This is a genomic window from Wohlfahrtiimonas chitiniclastica, assembly GCF_002252325.1.
GTDB lineage: Bacteria > Pseudomonadota > Gammaproteobacteria > Cardiobacteriales > Wohlfahrtiimonadaceae > Wohlfahrtiimonas > Wohlfahrtiimonas chitiniclastica.
This window is the reverse complement of sequence record NZ_NEFL01000001.1, coordinates 208318-228799: the sequence shown is the minus strand read 5'-3', so window position 1 is coordinate 228799 and position 20482 is coordinate 208318. Positions and strand designations below refer to the sequence as shown.

9 protein-coding genes and 1 CRISPR repeat array are annotated in these 20482 nt (G+C 44.3%); of the genes, 2 read left to right on the top strand and 7 right to left on the bottom strand.

All coding sequences use genetic code 11. The features are described from left to right. Positions 1-224: 224 nt before the first annotated feature. Together B9T10_RS01075 and B9T10_RS01070 are read left to right on the top strand one after the other, a co-directional pair. Complete coding sequence (locus tag B9T10_RS01075; protein ID WP_094537593.1) at positions 225-4472, top strand: autotransporter outer membrane beta-barrel domain-containing protein; 4248 nt, start codon at positions 225-227, stop codon at positions 4470-4472. A gap of 81 nt (positions 4473-4553) precedes the next feature. Then, complete coding sequence (locus tag B9T10_RS01070) at positions 4554-5003, top strand: YaiI/YqxD family protein (RefSeq protein WP_094537592.1); 450 nt, start codon at positions 4554-4556, stop codon at positions 5001-5003. Here B9T10_RS01070 and B9T10_RS01065 read toward each other — a convergent pair. The 7 genes from B9T10_RS01065 to cas1f all read right to left on the bottom strand — a co-directional run bounded on the left by B9T10_RS01065 (position 5000) and on the right by cas1f (position 20424). Continuing rightward, a complete protein-coding gene (locus tag B9T10_RS01065) occupies positions 5000-5197 on the bottom strand; it encodes a hypothetical protein (protein WP_008314389.1) in 198 nt (65 codons plus the stop codon). The genes B9T10_RS01070 and B9T10_RS01065 overlap by 4 nt on opposite strands. Positions 5198-5381: 184 nt before the next feature. After that, positions 5382-11956: direct repeats of the CRISPR family, unit length 28 nt; unit sequence TTTCTAAGCTGCCTGTGCGGCAGTGAAC. Positions 11957-12087: 131 nt separating this feature from the next. Then, a complete protein-coding gene (gene cas6f / locus B9T10_RS01060; protein ID WP_094492040.1) occupies positions 12088-12690 on the bottom strand; it encodes a type I-F CRISPR-associated endoribonuclease Cas6/Csy4 in 603 nt (200 codons plus the stop codon). A gap of 9 nt (positions 12691-12699) precedes the next feature. Further along, positions 12700-13764, bottom strand: a complete 1065-nt coding sequence (csy3, locus tag B9T10_RS01055; RefSeq protein WP_094537591.1) for a type I-F CRISPR-associated protein Csy3 — start codon at positions 13762-13764, stop codon at positions 12700-12702. A gap of 34 nt (positions 13765-13798) precedes the next feature. Further along, positions 13799-14743 carry a type I-F CRISPR-associated protein Csy2 gene (csy2, locus tag B9T10_RS01050; RefSeq protein WP_094537590.1) on the bottom strand — a complete coding sequence of 315 codons (945 nt, stop codon included), beginning with the start codon at positions 14741-14743 and terminating at the stop codon, positions 13799-13801. Beyond that, on the bottom strand, positions 14743-15993 hold the full coding sequence (csy1, locus tag B9T10_RS01045) for a type I-F CRISPR-associated protein Csy1 (protein ID WP_094537589.1): 1251 nt from the start codon (positions 15991-15993) through the stop codon (positions 14743-14745). Before csy1 ends, csy2 begins: the two co-directional genes overlap by 1 nt. Before the next feature lie 82 nt (positions 15994-16075). After that, entirely contained in the window at positions 16076-19474 is a 3399-nt protein-coding gene (gene cas3f, locus B9T10_RS01040) for a type I-F CRISPR-associated helicase Cas3f (RefSeq protein WP_094537588.1), read from the bottom strand. After that, positions 19471-20424, bottom strand: coding sequence for a type I-F CRISPR-associated endonuclease Cas1f (gene cas1f / locus B9T10_RS01035; protein WP_018122279.1), 954 nt, complete (start codon positions 20422-20424; stop codon positions 19471-19473). The genes cas3f and cas1f overlap by 4 nt, the downstream gene beginning before the upstream one ends. Between the last annotated feature and the right edge of the window lie 58 nt (positions 20425-20482).

The following is a 20482-nucleotide window of genomic DNA, read 5'->3' as shown; positions in this document are numbered from 1 at the left end:
TTTCTTTACATTTAAAAACATCGTTTTAAGCAAAAAACATTATTTTTGCATATTTTCTATACATATAAAAAATATATTCCCTTTATTTTTATATAGATACTTATTTTTTGTTAATTAAATATAATTTGATATAAGTCATTATTTACATATCTATACTAACCTAGCTATGGAGCCGATTTAACTTAAAATTAACTAACAATATCTAGGTAAATGTAAATTACAGTATGAATAAAGTATTTAAAATTGTGTGGAGCATGGCACTCAATCAATGGGTGGTGACTTCCGAATTGGGCAAATCACAACAGAAATCTAAATCAACCACTGTGAAGGCGGCTGTTGCTGGCGTTGTGGCATTGATGGGTGCAAATGCATTCGCAGAAACTAAAGGCATCAATGGTTTTGAAGGCTTTGAGCCCGCGCCTCAAAAAGGTGATTTGGTGATTTTAAACAATAACCAAACCCAGGATGTGCCTTCTGAACATTACCAACCTGTCAGTGGCGTTCGTTATGATGAAAAAATCAGTGGCGATAAAAATGTATACTTTGGCGCGACAGACATTCAATATAAGCCCATTTTAGGCGTTGCAGATCCCAATTATGATCCATATGCAGATCACTCAGGTGAACCTAAATATGATCATAATGGTCATTTGAGCCCATTCAGTAAAGGCGATCGTTATGGCCGTGACATTCATTTAGTGTCTAACAATGGTGCGGAAAATGATTTTAAAGGCGACATTTATGTGACGCCTGGCGTGAATCTATACATCGGGGATCATCAAGCCGCCTCTACAAATCTGTTAGGTCAAGACAATGACATGATCATTGAAGGCTATACCCTTGTCACCATTGACAAATCAACGGAAACCTTAAAGAACTTAACATTTAAAAATAATGATTCTGCCAAGCGTATTGAGAACACACGTTGTGAAGGCACCAATACACCTGAAAGCTGTGATAACTCATATAATGGTTCAAATGGTGATGCATTAGGCTATGACATTAATCATGCTTATAACAATGGCATGCGTCCACATGATCCGATTTACGATGAAGGCGGCGGTGCTTTTTATATCCGTGACGATGCTGATTTAACGGTGACGGACAATGTTGAATTTTCTGGTTCAACACCAGGGACTGGTGCTGACTTTAATGCCAGCAGCAGTCGCTTTGCCTTTAAAAAAGACACCAACTTTACCAATGGTTCACGTTTATTTGCCAGTCGTTCAGAAGGTAGATTAGAAGGTGCCGCCAACTTTAATGGTCATGGCGCAGGTTTACATGCCAATGATGAATCAAACATTCACATGACCAATAAGACTTGGAAAGGTGGATCTGATTTATCTAAAGATAAAGGCTATAACACAGTTTCCACCGGCAGCACGATCAGCGCAGATCACGGCATTGAGTTCCATAATCAAAGCATCACCATCAATGATGGCTTAAGCTTTGTGCAAGAATACATTGGTACAGATCCTGAAACCAATGAATACTTATATAAAATCAATACAAGTTTCCCTCAGCGCTCTGAAGGTTATGCGAAAAAAAGCACACTCAATGTGGGCACAGCAGATCAAAAAGCCGATTTCACCCTTGCAAGTGGTGATAATATCTTTAACGTCATCAACAGTGATGTGAATGTGCATGGCAATTTTACTGCAAAAGAGAATGACAACTTAAGTTTCTCCATGATCCATGGCGCACTCAATGTTGAAGACACTATTTCGTTGTCCGCGAATGATGCTGAATTGGTCATCATCAACAGCACCATTCAGGCGAATAATTTCATTGTTGACAATGCAAATGAAAACGAAAAAAGCGCATTCTTAGGCAATACTTTGGACATTGCAGGTGATTTCACATTGGCAAATCATGCCCAAATTTATGATGCCAGCTATTTTGATGGCTCAAATGATGATCGTAAATTCAATGCACCCGGCCTCAAGTCGCCTGAAAAATATGAGCTCACCTATGATCAATTGGTCGATTTCTTAAAAGATGATGCCGCTGCTGCCATTGATGTTGATGCCACTGCATCTTTAACAGCCAATAATGTCAATATGCGCAATGCAGCCATTTATAAAACAGCTGGCGATGTTACAGTCAAAAGCACCATGAATATAGAGGATCAAGCAGAGTTTACCGCAACAAAAGGTGACATCAACATCGGTGAACAACTCGCTGTTACCAAAGGCGCTAAATTAGCTACGATTGATGGCAACATCACTTTAAGTGATGCCAAAGGCTCACAAGTGGATGGCACGCTTGGCATTGCTGAAGGTAAACAATTTGATTTGACTGCCGGAAACCTCATCATTGATGGTCAGCAGTATGAATTTTTAGGCACATTGAATGTCGCTGATGGCGCAACGTTACAATTCAATGGCGCCGCTGATTTAACCAAAGAGAGTGCTCGTTTTAATAACAAAGGTACGATCACTGCCCTTTCCGGTGCAAAATTGGGACAAACGTTGAACGATGGCAGCATCCATGCTTACGCTAACAGCGAATTTGGTCATGTCACCAACAATGGCATCATTCAACTTGCTGGCGCGAACGACAATGGCACTGCTGACCGTGGTAAAGTGACGTTTAATGGCAATTACATTGGTAAGGGCGGTACATTGGTATTTGGCGCAGTCAATACAGATAACATCAAGCGCAATACGACAACTGATGGCGCTGAGGTTAATCCTTTTGATACAACGCATAAAGATTTATTGATCATCACAGGTGATGCATCTGGCAATACGAATGTGATCGTACAAAAAATCGAAGGTCAATTCACAGATCAAGGAATTTTACTCATCAATGTCCAAGGCACCAGTGAAGCAACCGCTTTCCAATTAGACCCAAGCCGCGGTATACGCTCTGGCGTGACTGACTTTACAGCATTGGAAAAACGTGGCAATGATTGGTATTTAGTGGGCAGCACTGAGTTTAAGCCCTCCATTCCATGGACACCATTAGAACCTGCAAATCCAATCGAGAAACCTGAAGAACCAAGCAAACCGGTTGATCCACAGCCTGAAGAACCAAGCAAACCAGTTGATCCACAGCCTGAAGAGCCAAGCAAGCCAGTTGATCCGCATCCTGAAGAACCAAGCAAGCCAGTTGATCCGCATCCTGAAGAACCAAGCAAGCCGGTTGATCCTCAGCCTGAAGAACCAAGTGAGCCAGTTGATCCGCATCCTGAAGAACCAAGCAAGCCGGTTGATCCTCAGCCTGAAGAACCAAGTGAGCCCGTTGATCCGCAGCCTGAAGAGCCAAACAAGCCGGTTGATCCTCAGCCTGAAGAACCAAGCAAACCGGTTGATCCTCAGCCTGAAGAACCAAGCAAACCGGTTGATCCTCAGCCTGAAGAGCCAAGTGAGCCCGTTGATCCGCAGCCTGAAGAGCCAAGTGAGCCCGTTGATCCGCAGCCTGAAGAGCCAAGCAAGCCAGTTGATCCTTGTGATACTCGTTCAAGTTCAGATACTTGTGCAGCACCGGATCCATTGCCAAAAGATCCTGAAGATGAAGAGCCTGAAGAGCCAAAACCTGAGCCTAATAAACCTGCACCTGCGCCGATTTACAGCCCAGAAACGGTTGCTTATTTGTCACAACATGCAACCGCTAACCACATGTTTAACTTAAAATTCCATGATCGTCTCTATTTACCGGGTGAAAATGGCGTTTGGGTTCATGCACAAGCAGGCTTTAATAAAATGCGTTCAAGTTTAACGCAAGATATTTCTGCAAAGATGGATTACTACACCATTCATATTGGTAAAGATTTGGTGGAAAATGAGTTGTATCAATTTGGTGTAATGGCAGCTTATGGCCATGCATCGGGGATAAGCCGCAATCATCGTCATGGCATCAAAGCGGATATGGATAGCAACGGTTTTGCTGTGGGTGTTTATGGTTCATACACGCCAACTGAACATCGCTATGTTGATGCATGGGTGCAATATGCTTACTTACACAACAAGATAACACGTAAGAAATTTTCGTCAGAGAAATATAATTCAAAAGGCTTATTGGCCTCGATTGAAGCAGGTTATGCCTTTAATATTTCTGAAAACTCTTACTTCCAACCACAAGTGCAATTGACCTATATGGGCGTGAAGTCAGATCGCCATGAAGAAGCAAATGGCAACATTGTGACCAGTAATAGCGGTAATGTACAAATTCGTGTGGGTGCGCGTGTTTATGGGGATAAAACGCTCTTTAATGGTTCAACAACGCCATATATGGAGCTCAACTATTTCCACAATACCAAACCATTTAAAGTGAATGTCCAAAATGGCAATGGCATGACCACCATCAGCCAACAAAATGCACGCGATATTTATCAAATTGAAGTGGGCTTTACCAGTCAATTGAATAAGGATCTTCGTTTAACGGGTGGCGTTTCTTATGCGCAAGGTAAAAAGAGACAAGACTACCGTGATACAAAAGTGCGTTTAGATTTACGTTATAACTTCTAAATCGCTGAAAACACAACGCCCTTCTTTACGAAGGGCTTTTTATTCTCTATCATCTCAGCTTTCTATTGTAAGGATCAAACCATGACCATTTGGGTGGATGCCGATGCGTGTCCAAAAGTGATCAAAGAGATTTTATACCGTGCGGCTAAACGCACCTCAACCATGCTCTATTTAGTGGCGAACCAAAATTTATCTGTGCCCGTTTCCCCGTTCATCCGCTCTTTGACGGTGCCTCAAGGCTTTGATGTGGCTGACCATGAAATTGTCGCGCGCATCAATGCTGGTGAATTGCTCATCACGGCAGACATTCCACTTGCCGCCGATGCCATTGCAAAAGGTGCTTTGGTCATCACACCACGTGGCGAACCTTTAACGAAAGAGACGATTGGTTCACGTTTAAGTTTACGCAACTTTATGGATGAATTACGCTCAAGTGGCGTACAAACTTCAGGTCCACCACCATTATCACAAAAAGAGCGTCAACAATTTGCCAACGCGCTTGATCAATGGCTACAAATGCAACAGTCTTAATGGCTGCTTGTACCAAAATGCTCATTATTCACCCAGCCGCGTTTATACAACTGACCACTGAATAAACGCCCAAGCACATAGCCGCAATAATGTTTAAATCTGTCTGAGATTTCATTTTTATTTTCAATTTCTGCATTGATACCAATGTCCATCACCCCATTGTCATACATATCGATGGACATTTTAATGTTCACTGAATTATTCCATTGTGTGCTGCCACCGGTATTGCTATTGGCATCCGCAAACACTGGCAAGGATGTGATGAATGAATTTTCAACACAAACAAAGGTCGTACCAACACTTTTAGTAATGTCATTTATAAACTCTCAATTTTTAGTCAGTGAACCGCAAACTTTCCAAATTCACCATGGAACCACTTTTCTAAGCTGCCTGTGCGGCAGTGAACCCCCTAAACCCCGATGGCACTACAAATCTAGCTTTCTAAGCTGCCTATGCGGCAGTGAACATGTGCCTATATCGTAAACAAACCCACCTTTTTTTCTAAGCTGCCTGTGCGGCAGTGAACGCAAACTTGCGGTTAATGATCATACAGAACATTTTCTAAGCTGCCTGTGCGGCAGTGAACATGATGATTGAGGCAAAGAACAAAATGCCTTTGGTTTTCTAAGCTGCCTATGCGGCAGTGAACAGAGAACAATCCTGAGAAGTTCTTAAAAGCATTTTCTAAGCTGCCTATGCGGCAGTGAACCCTTGAAAGATTGATAACCGCCTTTTCTTTGCTTTCTAAGCTGCCTATGCGGCAGTGAACGCCGCGCGGCTTATGGTTGCGAAATTCAATAATTTCTAAGCTGCCTATGCGGCAGTGAACAGAAAATCAATGAGGTTAGCAAGAAGTTTGTGTTTCTAAGCTGCCTATGCGGCAGTGAACCAATTGAAGAACGTAAAAAGCGTCATAGTAGCTTTCTAAGCTGCCTATGCGGCAGTGAACGCCTTTTATCGCCATGTTTGATTAAAAAATGCTTTCTAAGCTGCCTATGCGGCAGTGAACGCAGAAGAAGCATCCGAAGCAGCAGCAGAAGCTTTCTAAGCTGCCTATGCGGCAGTGAACTAGAAATGGCTTCAACAATCCACGTCATTGCATTTCTAAGCTGCCTATGCGGCAGTGAACTTGCAATCATGGAGTACAACACTAATTTTTTCTTTCTAAGCTGCCTATGCGGCAGTGAACCTGGCGCTTTACCTTCCTTGATTGGAAAATGTTTTCTAAGCTGCCTATGCGGCAGTGAACAGCTTAGCAGGCGTACTTACTGAATTTTTAAATTTCTAAGCTGCCTATGCGGCAGTGAACACAACGTGACATGGATCGAACATAGCGATAAATTTCTAAGCTGCCTATGCGGCAGTGAACGAATTACCCAAACGTATCAAAGCCCAAATCATTTTCTAAGCTGCCTATGCGGCAGTGAACGAAACGATCGGCAACGGCAGGTTGATTAGGGATTTCTAAGCTGCCTATGCGGCAGTGAACTAGTGTACTCATATAGCTAGTGATAGCTAAATTTTCTAAGCTGCCTATGCGGCAGTGAACGTAACCAACGCTCTAGAATTAATAACATTCTAGTTTCTAAGCTGCCTATGCGGCAGTGAACGGAGAAGTGAAACCATTATCATTTTCGACTTTTTTCTAAGCTGCCTATGCGGCAGTGAACACTAATTGAGCATTAGGATATTTTTCATGTAGTTTCTAAGCTGCCTATGCGGCAGTGAACTGCCAAACAAAGCTGATTGAATTAAATCAGATTTTCTAAGCTGCCTATGCGGCAGTGAACAGCCTCAACATCAGGCATCACTTGCATGACCATTTCTAAGCTGCCTATGCGGCAGTGAACTTTCCTTTTTAGAGAAAGTCACCAGCTGGACTTTTCTAAGCTGCCTATGCGGCAGTGAACTAATTAAATTAACTTTAGAAACAGGGTTTGTTTTTCTAAGCTGCCTATGCGGCAGTGAACTTGATGCAGATATTGTTGATCAGGCGCAATCTTTTCTAAGCTGCCTGTGCGGCAGTGAACCAGAAATCCAAGTTCAAGAATTTAGTTTCACATTTCTAAGCTGCCTGTGCGGCAGTGAACGAATATAACGACAAATTCAATCAAAACAGAGGTTTCTAAGCTGCCTGTGCGGCAGTGAACGAATATAACGACAAATTCAATCAAAACAGAGGTTTCTAAGCTGCCTGTGCGGCAGTGAACTGAGCGAAATTGGGCAGGCTTCAACGCTTCTTGTTTCTAAGCTGCCTGTGCGGCAGTGAACTTGGGCTTAATTGTTGGCGCGTCCTTTGCCTCTTTCTAAGCTGCCTGTGCGGCAGTGAACTTTTAAAGCACACTGTTGCAACAGATGAAAACTTTCTAAGCTGCCTGTGCGGCAGTGAACAAAGCGGAGCTCATGAAGCCTTACAAAAAGATTTTCTAAGCTGCCTGTGCGGCAGTGAACCTGCAATTACAATGCAGAAAAAAGAAGATGGTTTTCTAAGCTGCCTGTGCGGCAGTGAACTAGAGGCTTTATTGATAACATTGAGAACCCTCTTTCTAAGCTGCCTGTGCGGCAGTGAACTCTTTGATACTTTGTCAAAGTAGCGAACTTTGTTTCTAAGCTGCCTGTGCGGCAGTGAACAGAAAGCGTAGTATCAGTGAAAATCTCGGATTTTTCTAAGCTGCCTGTGTGGCAGTGAACCGCACAAATGATGTGTACCGGCTTTGATGAATTTTCTAAGCTGCCTGTGCGGCAGTGAACATATTGACGGACAACTCAAATGGGATTGGGAATTTCTAAGCTGCCTGTGCGGCAGTGAACTCACACAATAGCAACACATGGACGCTTAAAGCTTTCTAAGCTGCCTGTGCGGCAGTGAACGGCAGACGTGAGCGATCAGCATTTAGAGCAGTTTTCTAAGCTGCCTGTGCGGCAGTGAACTTAATACGCGCGGTATTCAGATTAACACAGACTTTCTAAGCTGCCTGTGCGGCAGTGAACAGTTAGAGCGCCATTTGCAAAACACGGGTTGGCTTTCTAAGCTGCCTGTGCGGCAGTGAACGATTTCACGCTTGTATCATCACTAAAAGATGTTTTCTAAGCTGCCTGTGCGGCAGTGAACCTTTCTGTCTGTTTCTTTGTTGATGCGAGTCGTTTCTAAGCTGCCTGTGCGGCAGTGAACCTTTCTGTCTGTTTCTTTGTTGATGCGAGTCGTTTCTAAGCTGCCTGTGCGGCAGTGAACATACTTCTTCTGAAACTTCTTTCAAATCAACCTTTCTAAGCTGCCTGTGCGGCAGTGAACAATTCGATCCGCAGCTAGAAAAAAAGGCTTTCTTTCTAAGCTGCCTGTGCGGCAGTGAACAACACTCGTTTTTGAGTTCCATTGTTGCTGTGTTTCTAAGCTGCCTGTGCGGCAGTGAACAAATGGCTGTGATCGAGCGCAAGAAAATCGAATTTCTAAGCTGCCTGTGCGGCAGTGAACCAAGTGAGGGCATTTTGCGCAAGTTCGCGGCATTTCTAAGCTGCCTGTGCGGCAGTGAACATCAAAAATTGACGAGTACAACGAAAGCGAATTTTCTAAGCTGCCTGTGCGGCAGTGAACGAATTGTTAATTCAAGGTGCAATTCAGCTGCCTTTCTAAGCTGCCTGTGCGGCAGTGAACCGCTCTCTTCCAAATGTTTCCGAGATGTTTTTTTCTAAGCTGCCTGTGCGGCAGTGAACGGTTTTGCTCATATGTTGATTGGTGAGCGTTGTTTCTAAGCTGCCTGTGCGGCAGTGAACACAGATTTGCGGTTTAATCACTACAGATTTGCTTTCTAAGCTGCCTGTGCGGCAGTGAACTTATCAAAGTATGGCTGAAAGCGTTTTCCTGTTTTCTAAGCTGCCTGTGCGGCAGTGAACATCAAGACAAGGAAAACTTTTATACAAGTGTTGTTTCTAAGCTGCCTGTGCGGCAGTGAACAAAAGGTCATGAAAGCAATTGTGGAAGCATTATTTCTAAGCTGCCTGTGCGGCAGTGAACATAATCATATTCTTATGCAGTTATAAGGCGACTTTCTAAGCTGCCTGTGCGGCAGTGAACTAGCTACAATTGGCTATATGGGTGCCACGGCTTTTCTAAGCTGCCTGTGCGGCAGTGAACTACGTTAATTTAATTTATAAATTTTTTCAGTTTTTCTAAGCTGCCTGTGCGGCAGTGAACTTGAGATTGACCAACCCTTTTCAAGAGATGCATTTCTAAGCTGCCTGTGCGGCAGTGAACTGAAACTCGGGTGGATGAAGAAGGGAGATGGCTTTCTAAGCTGCCTGTGCGGCAGTGAACTTAAAACCATCAAATTTAACACCGGCAGGTTTTTTCTAAGCTGCCTGTGCGGCAGTGAACACGCTCCTACTATTGGCGGGTTCTTGCCAATATTTCTAAGCTGCCTGTGCGGCAGTGAACAATCATGAAGATGCAGAAGAATTACTGATACATTTCTAAGCTGCCTGTGCGGCAGTGAACGAACCCGCCAATAGTATGAGCGTATTATCATTTTTCTAAGCTGCCTGTGCGGCAGTGAACTCAATTTCTTGTTGGTGCGTTCATGATCAGAGTTTCTAAGCTGCCTGTGCGGCAGTGAACCATAAGTTGGAGCGTGAAGAATCAATGAGTATTTTCTAAGCTGCCTGTGCGGCAGTGAACCAGCAGAAAGAGTTAAAAGCGTTGTTAGTAGCTTTCTAAGCTGCCTGTGCGGCAGTGAACATGTACCCGCTGGGAACAATACTTCATCGCTGCTTTCTAAGCTGCCTGTGCGGCAGTGAACATAGCCAGCCCAGACATAGTCGGAATAACTTCTTTCTAAGCTGCCTGTGCGGCAGTGAACAACAGCTGAGGGGGTGGCGTAATGATGATTGATTTCTAAGCTGCCTGTGCGGCAGTGAACGTACTGAGCGCACTTTTGCGCTGAGCCAATTTTTTCTAAGCTGCCTGTGCGGCAGTGAACTAATGTCAATAAATTGCGATCCATTCGATGGCTTTCTAAGCTGCCTGTGCGGCAGTGAACATATCCGAATGCCAAAGTTGAGCGCACAGACGTTTCTAAGCTGCCTGTGCGGCAGTGAACCACACCCAAGATTTACTTGCCAAGATGGGCTTTTTCTAAGCTGCCTGTGCGGCAGTGAACCCAAAGCGTCAAGGCGTTGAATGCGTGACTGTTTTCTAAGCTGCCTGTGCGGCAGTGAACATGCAGAAAGCGCTCAACGCGTTCCAACGTGATTTCTAAGCTGCCTGTGCGGCAGTGAACGGTTGATGTAACCAGTACACCTTTACCGCCGCTTTCTAAGCTGCCTGTGCGGCAGTGAACGATTCACAGACATTAATGGTTGCTCCCACTTATTTCTAAGCTGCCTGTGCGGCAGTGAACCATTCCAAGTGGTGCAATCTTTGAAGAGGAAGTTTCTAAGCTGCCTGTGCGGCAGTGAACAAGGAGTAAGCATTGAAAGATAAGAAGCCATTTTTCTAAGCTGCCTGTGCGGCAGTGAACAGATGGCTTTTATGCTACCGATGAATATGAGTTTTCTAAGCTGCCTGTGCGGCAGTGAACGTAATAATAAATGGTTTCAGGCTTTACGCCACTTTCTAAGCTGCCTGTGCGGCAGTGAACATTTAAACGCCCCTGGCGTCAATCGCCCTTGGTTTCTAAGCTGCCTGTGCGGCAGTGAACTATAGACACGATATGTGGGAGAAAACCGAAATTTTCTAAGCTGCCTGTGCGGCAGTGAACATTAATGAGAAATTTAACTCAAGCGAGCTGCATTTCTAAGCTGCCTGTGCGGCAGTGAACGCCTTAACCAAATTTTATATATAGACATAAAATTTCTAAGCTGCCTGTGCGGCAGTGAACTCATTTTGGCTTTATCCCTTAATTTTTTCAAATTTCTAAGCTGCCTGTGCGGCAGTGAACTTAATTCGTTATTAATAACTTCTCTCTCTTTTTTTCTAAGCTGCCTGTGCGGCAGTGAACCCAATACCATTATCTTTTAAGCATATTTGGTATTTCTAAGCTGCCTGTGCGGCAGTGAACGTTTCCCCTAACCCGTGATGTAATAAATCACATTTCTAAGCTGCCTGTGCGGCAGTGAACCTTGTTGGTGATACCGTTTTGAACTCTGAAGATTTCTAAGCTGCCTGTGCGGCAGTGAACTTTCTGATAAAAATATTGGAATCCAATCATTATTTCTAAGCTGCCTGTGCGGCAGTGAACAGAGATAATCTTATTCAAGATATTGATAAGATTTTCTAAGCTGCCTGTGCGGCAGTGAACAAACAAGTATTGAACAATATGAATTACCTTTATTTCTAAGCTGCCTGTGCGGCAGTGAACATTAATTGTATTACTTAGTTTATTTTGAGGTTTTTCTAAGCTGCCTGTGCGGCAGTGAACCTAACATTAGTGTTCCCTGAGTATATAGAGGATTTCTAAGCTGCCTGTGCGGCAGTGAACAGATCCTGATCCTGAAGAAATGGACTCTTGGGTTTCTAAGCTGCCTGTGCGGCAGTGAACGGAACATTTAAAAATGATCGTGGCACGTTGTTTTTCTAAGCTGCCTGTGCGGCAGTGAACGAAGTCAATCTCTCAACAAGAGATTTTGGAATTTTCTAAGCTGCCTGTGCGGCAGTGAACGGTACTCTTTCAAACCGTAGGGACAATTTAAATTTCTAAGCTGCCTGTGCGGCAGTGAACGCAATTGTTATGCGCTGCACCAATCTTATAAATTTCTAAGCTGCCTGTGCGGCAGTGAACGGTGCACCACTGCATCTGTACCACTTTCGGTTTTTCTAAGCTGCCTGTGCGGCAGTGAACTGCCCTATCGGGCAATATGGCTTAACCCTATTTTTCTAAGCTGCCTGTGCGGCAGTGAACGATCAGCTTACATGCGCGTGCAAAACGTATCGTTTCTAAGCTGCCTGTGCGGCAGTGAACAGTAAAATTTCGGCACAAAAGATAGGAAAAATCACTGATCGCAGGTAGTTTACCTAAAAAGACCAATGATTTTTCCTTATTTTATAAGCTACTGATTTTTATCCAAATTTTTAAAGAGCAAAAAACATTGGTTAAAATTCAGGGACAGCAGACAATTGTTCATGATGACTCAAACCATACGTTGTAAAGTTTGCCGCCTCCGTTGGTGCTGTCACTTTTACTTTATGGATCAATAAATGAAAACGTTGATCCGTGCTTTCACTTTTCATCTGAACATAAGGCAAATCACAATATTCTGGCGTTTTGCCATTCAAATGTGCCATGGCATCCTCAAATGTCACATGCTTACGCTTAGCATAGCGGCGCGCTAAACGCTCAACACTGCTTTTGACCTGTTTACGCTGATAAATCGCATAATGCGTCACACGATTGGGCACCGGCTTAATAGAAGAAATGTGCACATAATCCGTCAAACGTGACAGCCACAAACCTGCATTCAATGCCATTAACTCAGCTTCTGTCTGTGCAAAGATGCGCATGGTTTTGCCAAGACCGATTTTTCCCTGATCAGGCTCAAAAACATAACCTGGGAAACTGAACCCTATGCCTTTGTGCTGCTGACGATTGTGCATATCCACCAACGCAACATGCAGCTGTTTAAATGCCTGATTGCGAATGAAATTGAGAGAAATATCCTCTTGCACAATGAATGTAATCTCTTGATAAAACTGCATACAGTTCCCCTACTCTTTCCCGCTCTGACCAAACACACCACCACGAATGAGCACCGCCATCACATAATGTTTTTGATCATCCTTCTCTAATTCACCGCCTGTGGCATATGCATCAAACAATGTGAAGAAGTCCTGTTTATCTTTCGGCGTACGGAACGCGCGCCCTAAATTGGTCACGGCACCATAAGGTTCAATGGCAATCGGTGCATTGTGCTCATCAAAGCCTTTATACCATGTATCAATGGTGCGCAGCGCATTGCCCACTTTTTGTGAATGCATGGCTGCTGTGCCATTGACGGCATATAAAATCTTGCTCTTTTTCTCTTTGTTGCTCTCATTTTTATCAAGCACCAACTCTTCACTCGGATAAACTTCCTGCGCTTTACCCATCAATGCATAAGCATCCACTTGAATTAAAAAGTGATCCCCTGAATGTTTGAGGGCATTGGCAATATAATCGGCCAATTTTTGTAAATTTGTTGCAGTTTCTTGATTGTCAGGCGTTTTAAAGTTACCATTGATGCAAAAAGATTTGGCATCAAAAATCAATGTCTCTTTTTGCGCATCATTCGTGGCATTTAATGTGACGCGAACTTCAACCTTCTCTGCCCCAACGCGATTGCGCCATAAAAATCGGCCATTGGCGATGTTATGCGCATAACGTCTGGCAAGCTCTGAGAAACCAAAATCCTTCACATACTCTGTCACCATTTGACGATACGAGGCCAAAAACTCTTTACTGTTACAGGCTGACGGATGCTCTAACCCATTGAGCACTTTTAAGGTGAATGACATTTTTAATGTATCGTGAGCGGCGCCTAAAGCACACGCATCGACGCGTTGTAAGTTTGCCTTTTCCACTTCTGCATCTAATTTGTTTGTATCTTTCGCAAGTGCCGATTTTAGGCGGTTTGAAATGGTACCGCGCACTGATTTTTCAATCAAAGCCAAAGGTTCTGCGCCCTCTTTTTCACGCTGATCCCAACATGTGCCATAAAAAAATGCATCCGATGGCACCAATTTTTTCTCAAAAGACAACACGCTCGCAACTTTAATTTTTTCATTCTTAGACATATTTTTTCCTCTTTATTTATTGATTAAACGATTGTTATGATTGATTACGACAAAGATACAAGCCTTGCGCCTCATCGACATGATAAGACCAAAACAGTGATGACAATGACTCACAGCGATGCGGCATCACAAAGCGCCCAAGGGTCAAAATGCTCTCTGCAAAGCAATGCGGCGTGACATCATCACGCTGATTCAAAATGGGATCGGTCACCGGTGACAATGCCTGAAATCCCACACTAATGGGCACCAGCCAACCATGATCCCCAAGGCGAGCAGATGACCATTGCGCCCCCTCGTTGTGTTCATTCGGTGTGGCTTCATGTTGAATGGCTAAATGATCCAACAAAATTGTGATGGCATCTTTCTCAGGATTTTCTTCCATTGCCTTTGCCATCACATCACGCGCTTCCACTAAAACATTGCCCAACATTAATTCACGGGCAATGTGACGATGATCAGCACTGTCATCGTCGCCATCGATGCTTACCCATTGGCACTCTTTGACAGACATCACATCGCCGCTCGCAAACTTCATGCGCATCACATACTGATCACATGCTTTGACGAGCGCCGCTCGCACATCACTGCTTTTGATGATGGCACCTGTGACTTCCATCAATAGTGTGACGCGTAAATCACACAAAGGCTCTTCGATGAAAGGTGACGATTCTGCGGTATCATCCGGCTCTCCTTTCTCTCTTTTCTTTTTCAATTGCATAGGATTACGAGAATTGATCACAGAGTGCACAAAATCGCCGCGCCCTTTATGGGTACGCAAATGAAAATCATGACAACTGACCGCCAATTGTGTTAAACGCACACTGTCTAAATCAGGCTGCTGACGCAAATGACGCTCTAAAGCATGCATTGCCCCAAGCCATGAAGTGATGGCGGGAAAGCCTATGGTTAAAGGGCTGCTCAACGCATTGGCATTGTGAATGGATAAATGCGGAATCTTTAAAAAATATCGTTTGGCCATCAGAAAAACTCCTTATCATTCGCTAAACATGCCATCACTGCTAAGCGAATGGCTTTGCGGGCAGGCTCATCTAATTTATGGGCGCGATCCACCGTTTCATATTCACTGACAATGCATTTGGTGATCATTTTTGCCATCTCTTGCTGCCACTCTTGATCTTCGCGTTCTGCTTGATATTGTGCATCTAGCCAAATTTTCTGAACTTTTGGCAGATTGTGATAACGCTCATCCTCACTCCATGTTGCCGGCATTGAGGCACGCACTTGGTACGCTTTACGCAAAATGACATCAATGATGCCATGAATGATGCGTTCAATCGTCGCGCGCACCTCATGAGTGTTATAATCCTGCTTCACAAATCGATGCAGTGTTTTAAAGCGTGAATGCTCTTTTTTCAGATACAGCGTTTGTTTAAAGAAATCTGATGTTGGGACACGAACAGCGCGTTTTTTCAGGCGCGGTGGCAAGCATGGCAATAAATAGACTTTACCCGCCATTTGACTGTTAATGCTGCTGATGTTTTGCGGCTTTGTACCGCCATGACTCAACAAGGTTAAATCTAACACATCCTGATATGGCTCATGCCACTTGCCTTCTCTACGGGCTTTGCGCGCCGCTTTCGAAAACTCTGAAAAGCGCATCTCATCAATCTCAGTTTTCACGCGCATCAATGTGTTTGAAGAAGTGAGGATGGACAATAAATGATATTGCCCCTCGCCTAAAGGAAAATACACCTGCTTGAGTAAGCCGTCGGTTTTCAGTTCGCCATCATCCGTTTTAATCTCTAAAAACTCTTGGGCAATCTCATCAAAATTCAGCCCTAGTCCTTCAATGTATTGCACCAATAAAGGATGACGCGTTTCAAAGCCTTCAATCACAGTGCAATCTTCCGTCAATGGCAGCATTAAAAACTTATACACATCTAACGCCGCCGCATTACCATACACATCTGCGCCCGTCACTGTTCGAATATTACCGGTTCGCACATATCCATCATGGCTCGCCGTTGCTGTTGCCATAATCGGCGTACTTTTGGCACTCGGATGGCTAAATTTACAAGGATGTGTCGTCATGACGAGCTGTTTAGCACGCTTTGCGGCATCCTCTATCCATATTTTTGGATGAAAATGATCCGCCGCTTCTTCCATCAATTGCGCAATCGCTTTTTGATCCTCTTTGGCATTTTTAATTTTCTTTTCCAACCAACTGGTTTGCCGTCCCGTGATGTATTCCTGAATGGATTCAATCATTATATTTTTCCTGTATTTGTTTATCTATTTGTTGTCAAATACCGCTAAGCTGCTTTTACAGCAGAGTTTCACTCTATCACATTCAATCAGATATGCAATCGGCTGATGCACGTGCCGCCATTAATCCTAATTGATCAGAATAGTGATACGAGTGCGAAACATCATCAAAGCTTGGCAATGAGATCTCACCATATAGATATGAAGCACGCCGTAATATGGTTTGTTCATCATATTCCGCCCAATCCTCATGGGCTGTGGACAATAATGCTGCACGATAATCACGCACCAACCATAAACGCGACTGCTCCAATTCCGTCAATTGCAGTGACGTGATCTGATAATGGGTCGTGCGATCAACCCAATCGCCGGCTTGATCTTGCTCTTTAAAGCGAATCTCCTCATCTTCATACACAGCACATAAACGAATCGCCGGGCTGCTTTGACGAAAACGGTAAAATCGCTGCGGCAAACCTGTTAAAAACCACACTTCATCGAGCCAACCTTGTAGTGGCTTTGCCCCCGTTTCCTCATAATCTGTCAATGCCGCTTGAATGCGTGCATGCTCAAGATCCGCAAGGGATGCATTTGATGCCAACTTTTCCCCCATTTGAATTCTTGCAATGGCATTGATGGGCAGCTGACCTTGATCATGGTCCATCAATTGCATCAAATCCTTATTCACTAAGCGAAAACGAGCATTGTCCAACTCAAATCCTGGGCGCTCAAATGCCACATTTTTCCCATGAATGCCCTTTAAGTTGTATTGCATTAAAGCAATGTTCGGCGTTGCAATGTCTGCCTCTAATGGGCGATGACGGCGAACGCGCCCTGCAAGCTGAATGATGGAGCGATACGATGAGGGCTCAATCACTGCCCAATCAAAATCATGATCGCGCCCCACTTCCTCAACGGGCGTTGCCACTAAAATAAAGATGACATCATCTCCATCGGTGCCATCAATGTGTTGACGAATCACAGGATGACTGAAGGCTTTAGGCATCTCACCTACTTTTTCTTTGCGGGATAATACTTCATCTAAATGGCGCTCTTGTACACTTCGAAGCAATAAAATTTGCCGAGAATGATAAGCGAGCACTCTTGGCACAATACCATCTGCCCAATTTGCAGAGAGCAAATAACGCGTCAAATCAATACACGGCGGAATGTTCGCAACCCGCACCACGCCAAAAGAGACTCGCTTGCCGGTGGCATCATCCACGGTATGATGTGCCTGATGAAGATCAATGATGCTCTCTTGAATGCGCGCAAAATAACGCTGCTTGCGTGAATCTTCGCCCGATTCTGTCAATAAATCATCGCACTGTACAATTTTTGCATGCTGCTTCACCACGGCTTCTAACAGGCGTGCCACACGTTTTTCAATAAATGCGTGATGGGATTGCTGATAACTTTCCATCAACGGTTCAGAAGCGACTTGTGGCATCTTCACAATCTCTGCTTTGAACTCATCGACCCACATGCCGTACAGTGGCACTTTTTTAAGCTGACGAAACGCACAAAATGCTTGCCAACCCTTTTGATACGCATTGAATAAACCTTCCGCTAAGCTTGGCGGAATGGTGGCGGATGAGATCATCACTTTTCGCCCAAGCATGCCGGCTAAATGCACAAGGCGCGCAATCGGGATTAAATCCTCAATGCCAAAGTCATCCACTTCATCAATCACAAGATCAGAGGACAATAAACGCAAATATGGCAATAAATGACGCCCACCACGCGTGGACTCAGTCGCCGCCATCATGTGATCAATGGTGCACACCAAAACGGGTTTATATAAAAAAGCTTGGCTTTTGCGCGCTTGATCCTGTGGGAAAAGTTGTTCTAAAAAATCCGGATAATATTGATCTTCAAACAGCACGGGCTCTTCTAACAATGACTCTAAAGATTCAGAGCCCACCTCTTCATAACTTGGGATTGAATGCTCAGATGCCAATTTTGCTTGTTCATGCAGCGCTTGCACTGCCCGTGAACCGATCAAAACCGCCAATTCATCTTTCGCCATACCCAAATTCTCACGATACGAATCACCCGTTTGCAATGTGAGCGTGCGTAGTCCTAACGCCAATACATAACGCAATGCATCCCCATCATTGGATAAGGCTTGCATCATTTTGGCATTGGCAATCGTTTTGCCGGTGCCGGTGCTGGCCATGTTTACCACAAACCAACCTTCCACCGCTTGATCTTCACTCTCTTTTTTGAGGCTACGAATCTTTTTAACCGCGAGATCTTGCCATGCAAATTTAGGCGGACTTTTGCGTTTGATGGCGCGTAAATCATGCGCTTGTGGCATCTCAAGTGTTAATGATTTCAGTGCCTGAATGGCTTTGAGCGCATGCGTATAAACGCCCACAATGTGCTCATCTAAATACTGTTTCGGCTCGCGTGTTTTTCGGTCAGTGTTCGCAAGTAACGGCGTACGCGGCTGCCATTGTTTATTGGGGATTATCTCTTTAGGCAATGATGAGACATAATGATCCGCAAGCATCAATGCTAAGCGCGCATTTTGAATGATGATGCGCCAGCTGCCATCACTCATCACCATCTCAATTTTATCCTGCACCGCCAACGCTCGCCCTGTCCAACGTTTTAATGCCTTCATCCATTCAGGGGAAGATTGCAATAAACCCTCTTTAAACTGAAAACATTTTTTCAGGCGCTTGTCATAACTCTCATCATATTGGTTTTGATAATGCCAACTCACTGCCACCTTTTTTAAAAGCTGGCGTAAAGACGGCATGTAATCTTCTGAAAATTCATCATACGCTTGATTAAATGGCAAATCAGGCAAACGATGATGAGAGACCATCAACCACGCCACCATTTGCGCCATCGGCGGCAATGACCCAAGCGTTGTGAAATCACCATCTTTCAAATAAGCCGCCATCTTTTTTTGCAGTATTTTTTCCTGCCAAGCACCCTCTCTCAGCGCCATGAGCCATGCGGCATCTGTACTGACATCACCGGATGTTTCCACCAATGCCCGCAGCAATAAACATGAAATCCACTCATGACGAATCGGATCCCCCTTAAAGTGCTGCGATGTTGTCACCAATTTTGATTGAAAAAGATCCGAGCACTTCCCCCAATCATGGAGCAAAGCCGCCAGCGCCGTTAAACCTTTCATCAAATCCAAATATGGCCAATCATTCTCTGAATCCCGCACCAATAATGCGCGCCGAGTACAGTTAACAGGCACATAGCCCATCTCATTAAAGCGGCTGCGATTGCCCACAATCCATAACAATTCACTTCTGCGGCGGGAACGAATCCAATGGCAGCTCACCGCAGTATTTTTTGAGGCGGTTTTGCGCAGCAATTTTTTAACCATCAATAAGCCATCATCGGTGATGATGGTTTGCCAAACATTGTCACCAATGCGGTTTGCATAAGCATCGAGCACTCGACGCGTACGGCTCAATGCCTTTTTCTCACATTGACTGATGAAAGTGACGATCATATTTGCCACTCCTTAAGCGCGACAGATTTAACCACATTGAACATGTAATCAAGACATTTATGCTCAGTGAATTTTTGCAAAACCTGCTGACGAAACTCTTGCTCCTTCATGTTCTCTTTTGCGCACACAAATGCCCAGGGCAATACCACTGCATCTTTAATGAGATCTGCCACGTCAAAAACTAATGCGCCGCGGCGAGTTTTACCATGCATCACCGCAAAGCCATGCGGAATGCCCAGCACCCATAAACAACTGGCCGCTAAACCATAGGCTAAATAGTTGCCATGATTTAAAAAGTCATTGGCCAAATCGCCTTCTTCGGGATTACGGGTGAAACTGGTCATCGATAAATTTTGCGCAGCATATTTATACAATTGCTTGGTCATTTGCGCTTCGCTTAAGAGTAAATCACCCACGCGAGAGAGATTCGGTAAACGCGATTCAAATCCTTCTAATGCTTTTTCCACTGCAAGATCATCGGCATGAAAGCCTTCTGCTTGTAAATCACGATCCTTTGACCACACCGCCCGAATGAAGGCAATGCGCGCTCGCTGAAAATCTTTCGCCGCCATTAAGCGATGATGATCCTCAAACCAAAACTTCATCCAGCCTTGCATGTATTCTGTGGGACGATATTCAGATTGCGGCGTCATCCATTCGATCTCAGTGCCCATAAAAAGTGGCGTGCCACCCCCGCCACAAAAGCCCACCAATACGCCAGCGGATGCCAGCATGCGCATCGCCGCTTGCGTGATCGATGTGCCCGTCCCCAATAAAATCACGGTGGTGTTCGCGATCGGAATGTTCCAATATTGATTGTCTTTTTTCGCTTCCGTTAAATACAAAACGCGCCCATCTTTTTGCATCACCCGACAATGTTCTAGGTAATAAAGATTCGCGCGCTTTGAATGTAAAATCGCCTTAAGATCTGAGCCATGTAGATAATCCATTGATCGCCTCATTTATTGTTGTTATTCAATACACTATAGGCGATTAAAATAAATTATC

Bases quoted from the DNA above. Each gene is read 5' to 3' on its own strand.
- B9T10_RS01075 (WP_094537593.1), top strand. From the start codon at position 225: ATGAATAAAGTATTTAAAATTGTGTGGAGCATGGCACTCAATCAATGG.
- B9T10_RS01070 (WP_094537592.1), top strand. From the start codon at position 4,554: ATGACCATTTGGGTGGATGCCGATGCGTGTCCAAAAGTGATCAAAGAG.
- cas6f (WP_094492040.1), bottom strand. From the start codon at position 12,690: ATGCAGTTTTATCAAGAGATTACATTCATTGTGCAAGAGGATATTTCT.
- csy3 (WP_094537591.1), bottom strand. From the start codon at position 13,764: ATGTCTAAGAATGAAAAAATTAAAGTTGCGAGCGTGTTGTCTTTTGAG.
- csy2 (WP_094537590.1), bottom strand. From the start codon at position 14,743: ATGGCCAAACGATATTTTTTAAAGATTCCGCATTTATCCATTCACAAT.
- csy1 (WP_094537589.1), bottom strand. From the start codon at position 15,993: ATGATTGAATCCATTCAGGAATACATCACGGGACGGCAAACCAGTTGG.
- cas3f (WP_094537588.1), bottom strand. From the start codon at position 19,474: ATGATCGTCACTTTCATCAGTCAATGTGAGAAAAAGGCATTGAGCCGT.
- cas1f (WP_018122279.1), bottom strand. From the start codon at position 20,424: ATGGATTATCTACATGGCTCAGATCTTAAGGCGATTTTACATTCAAAG.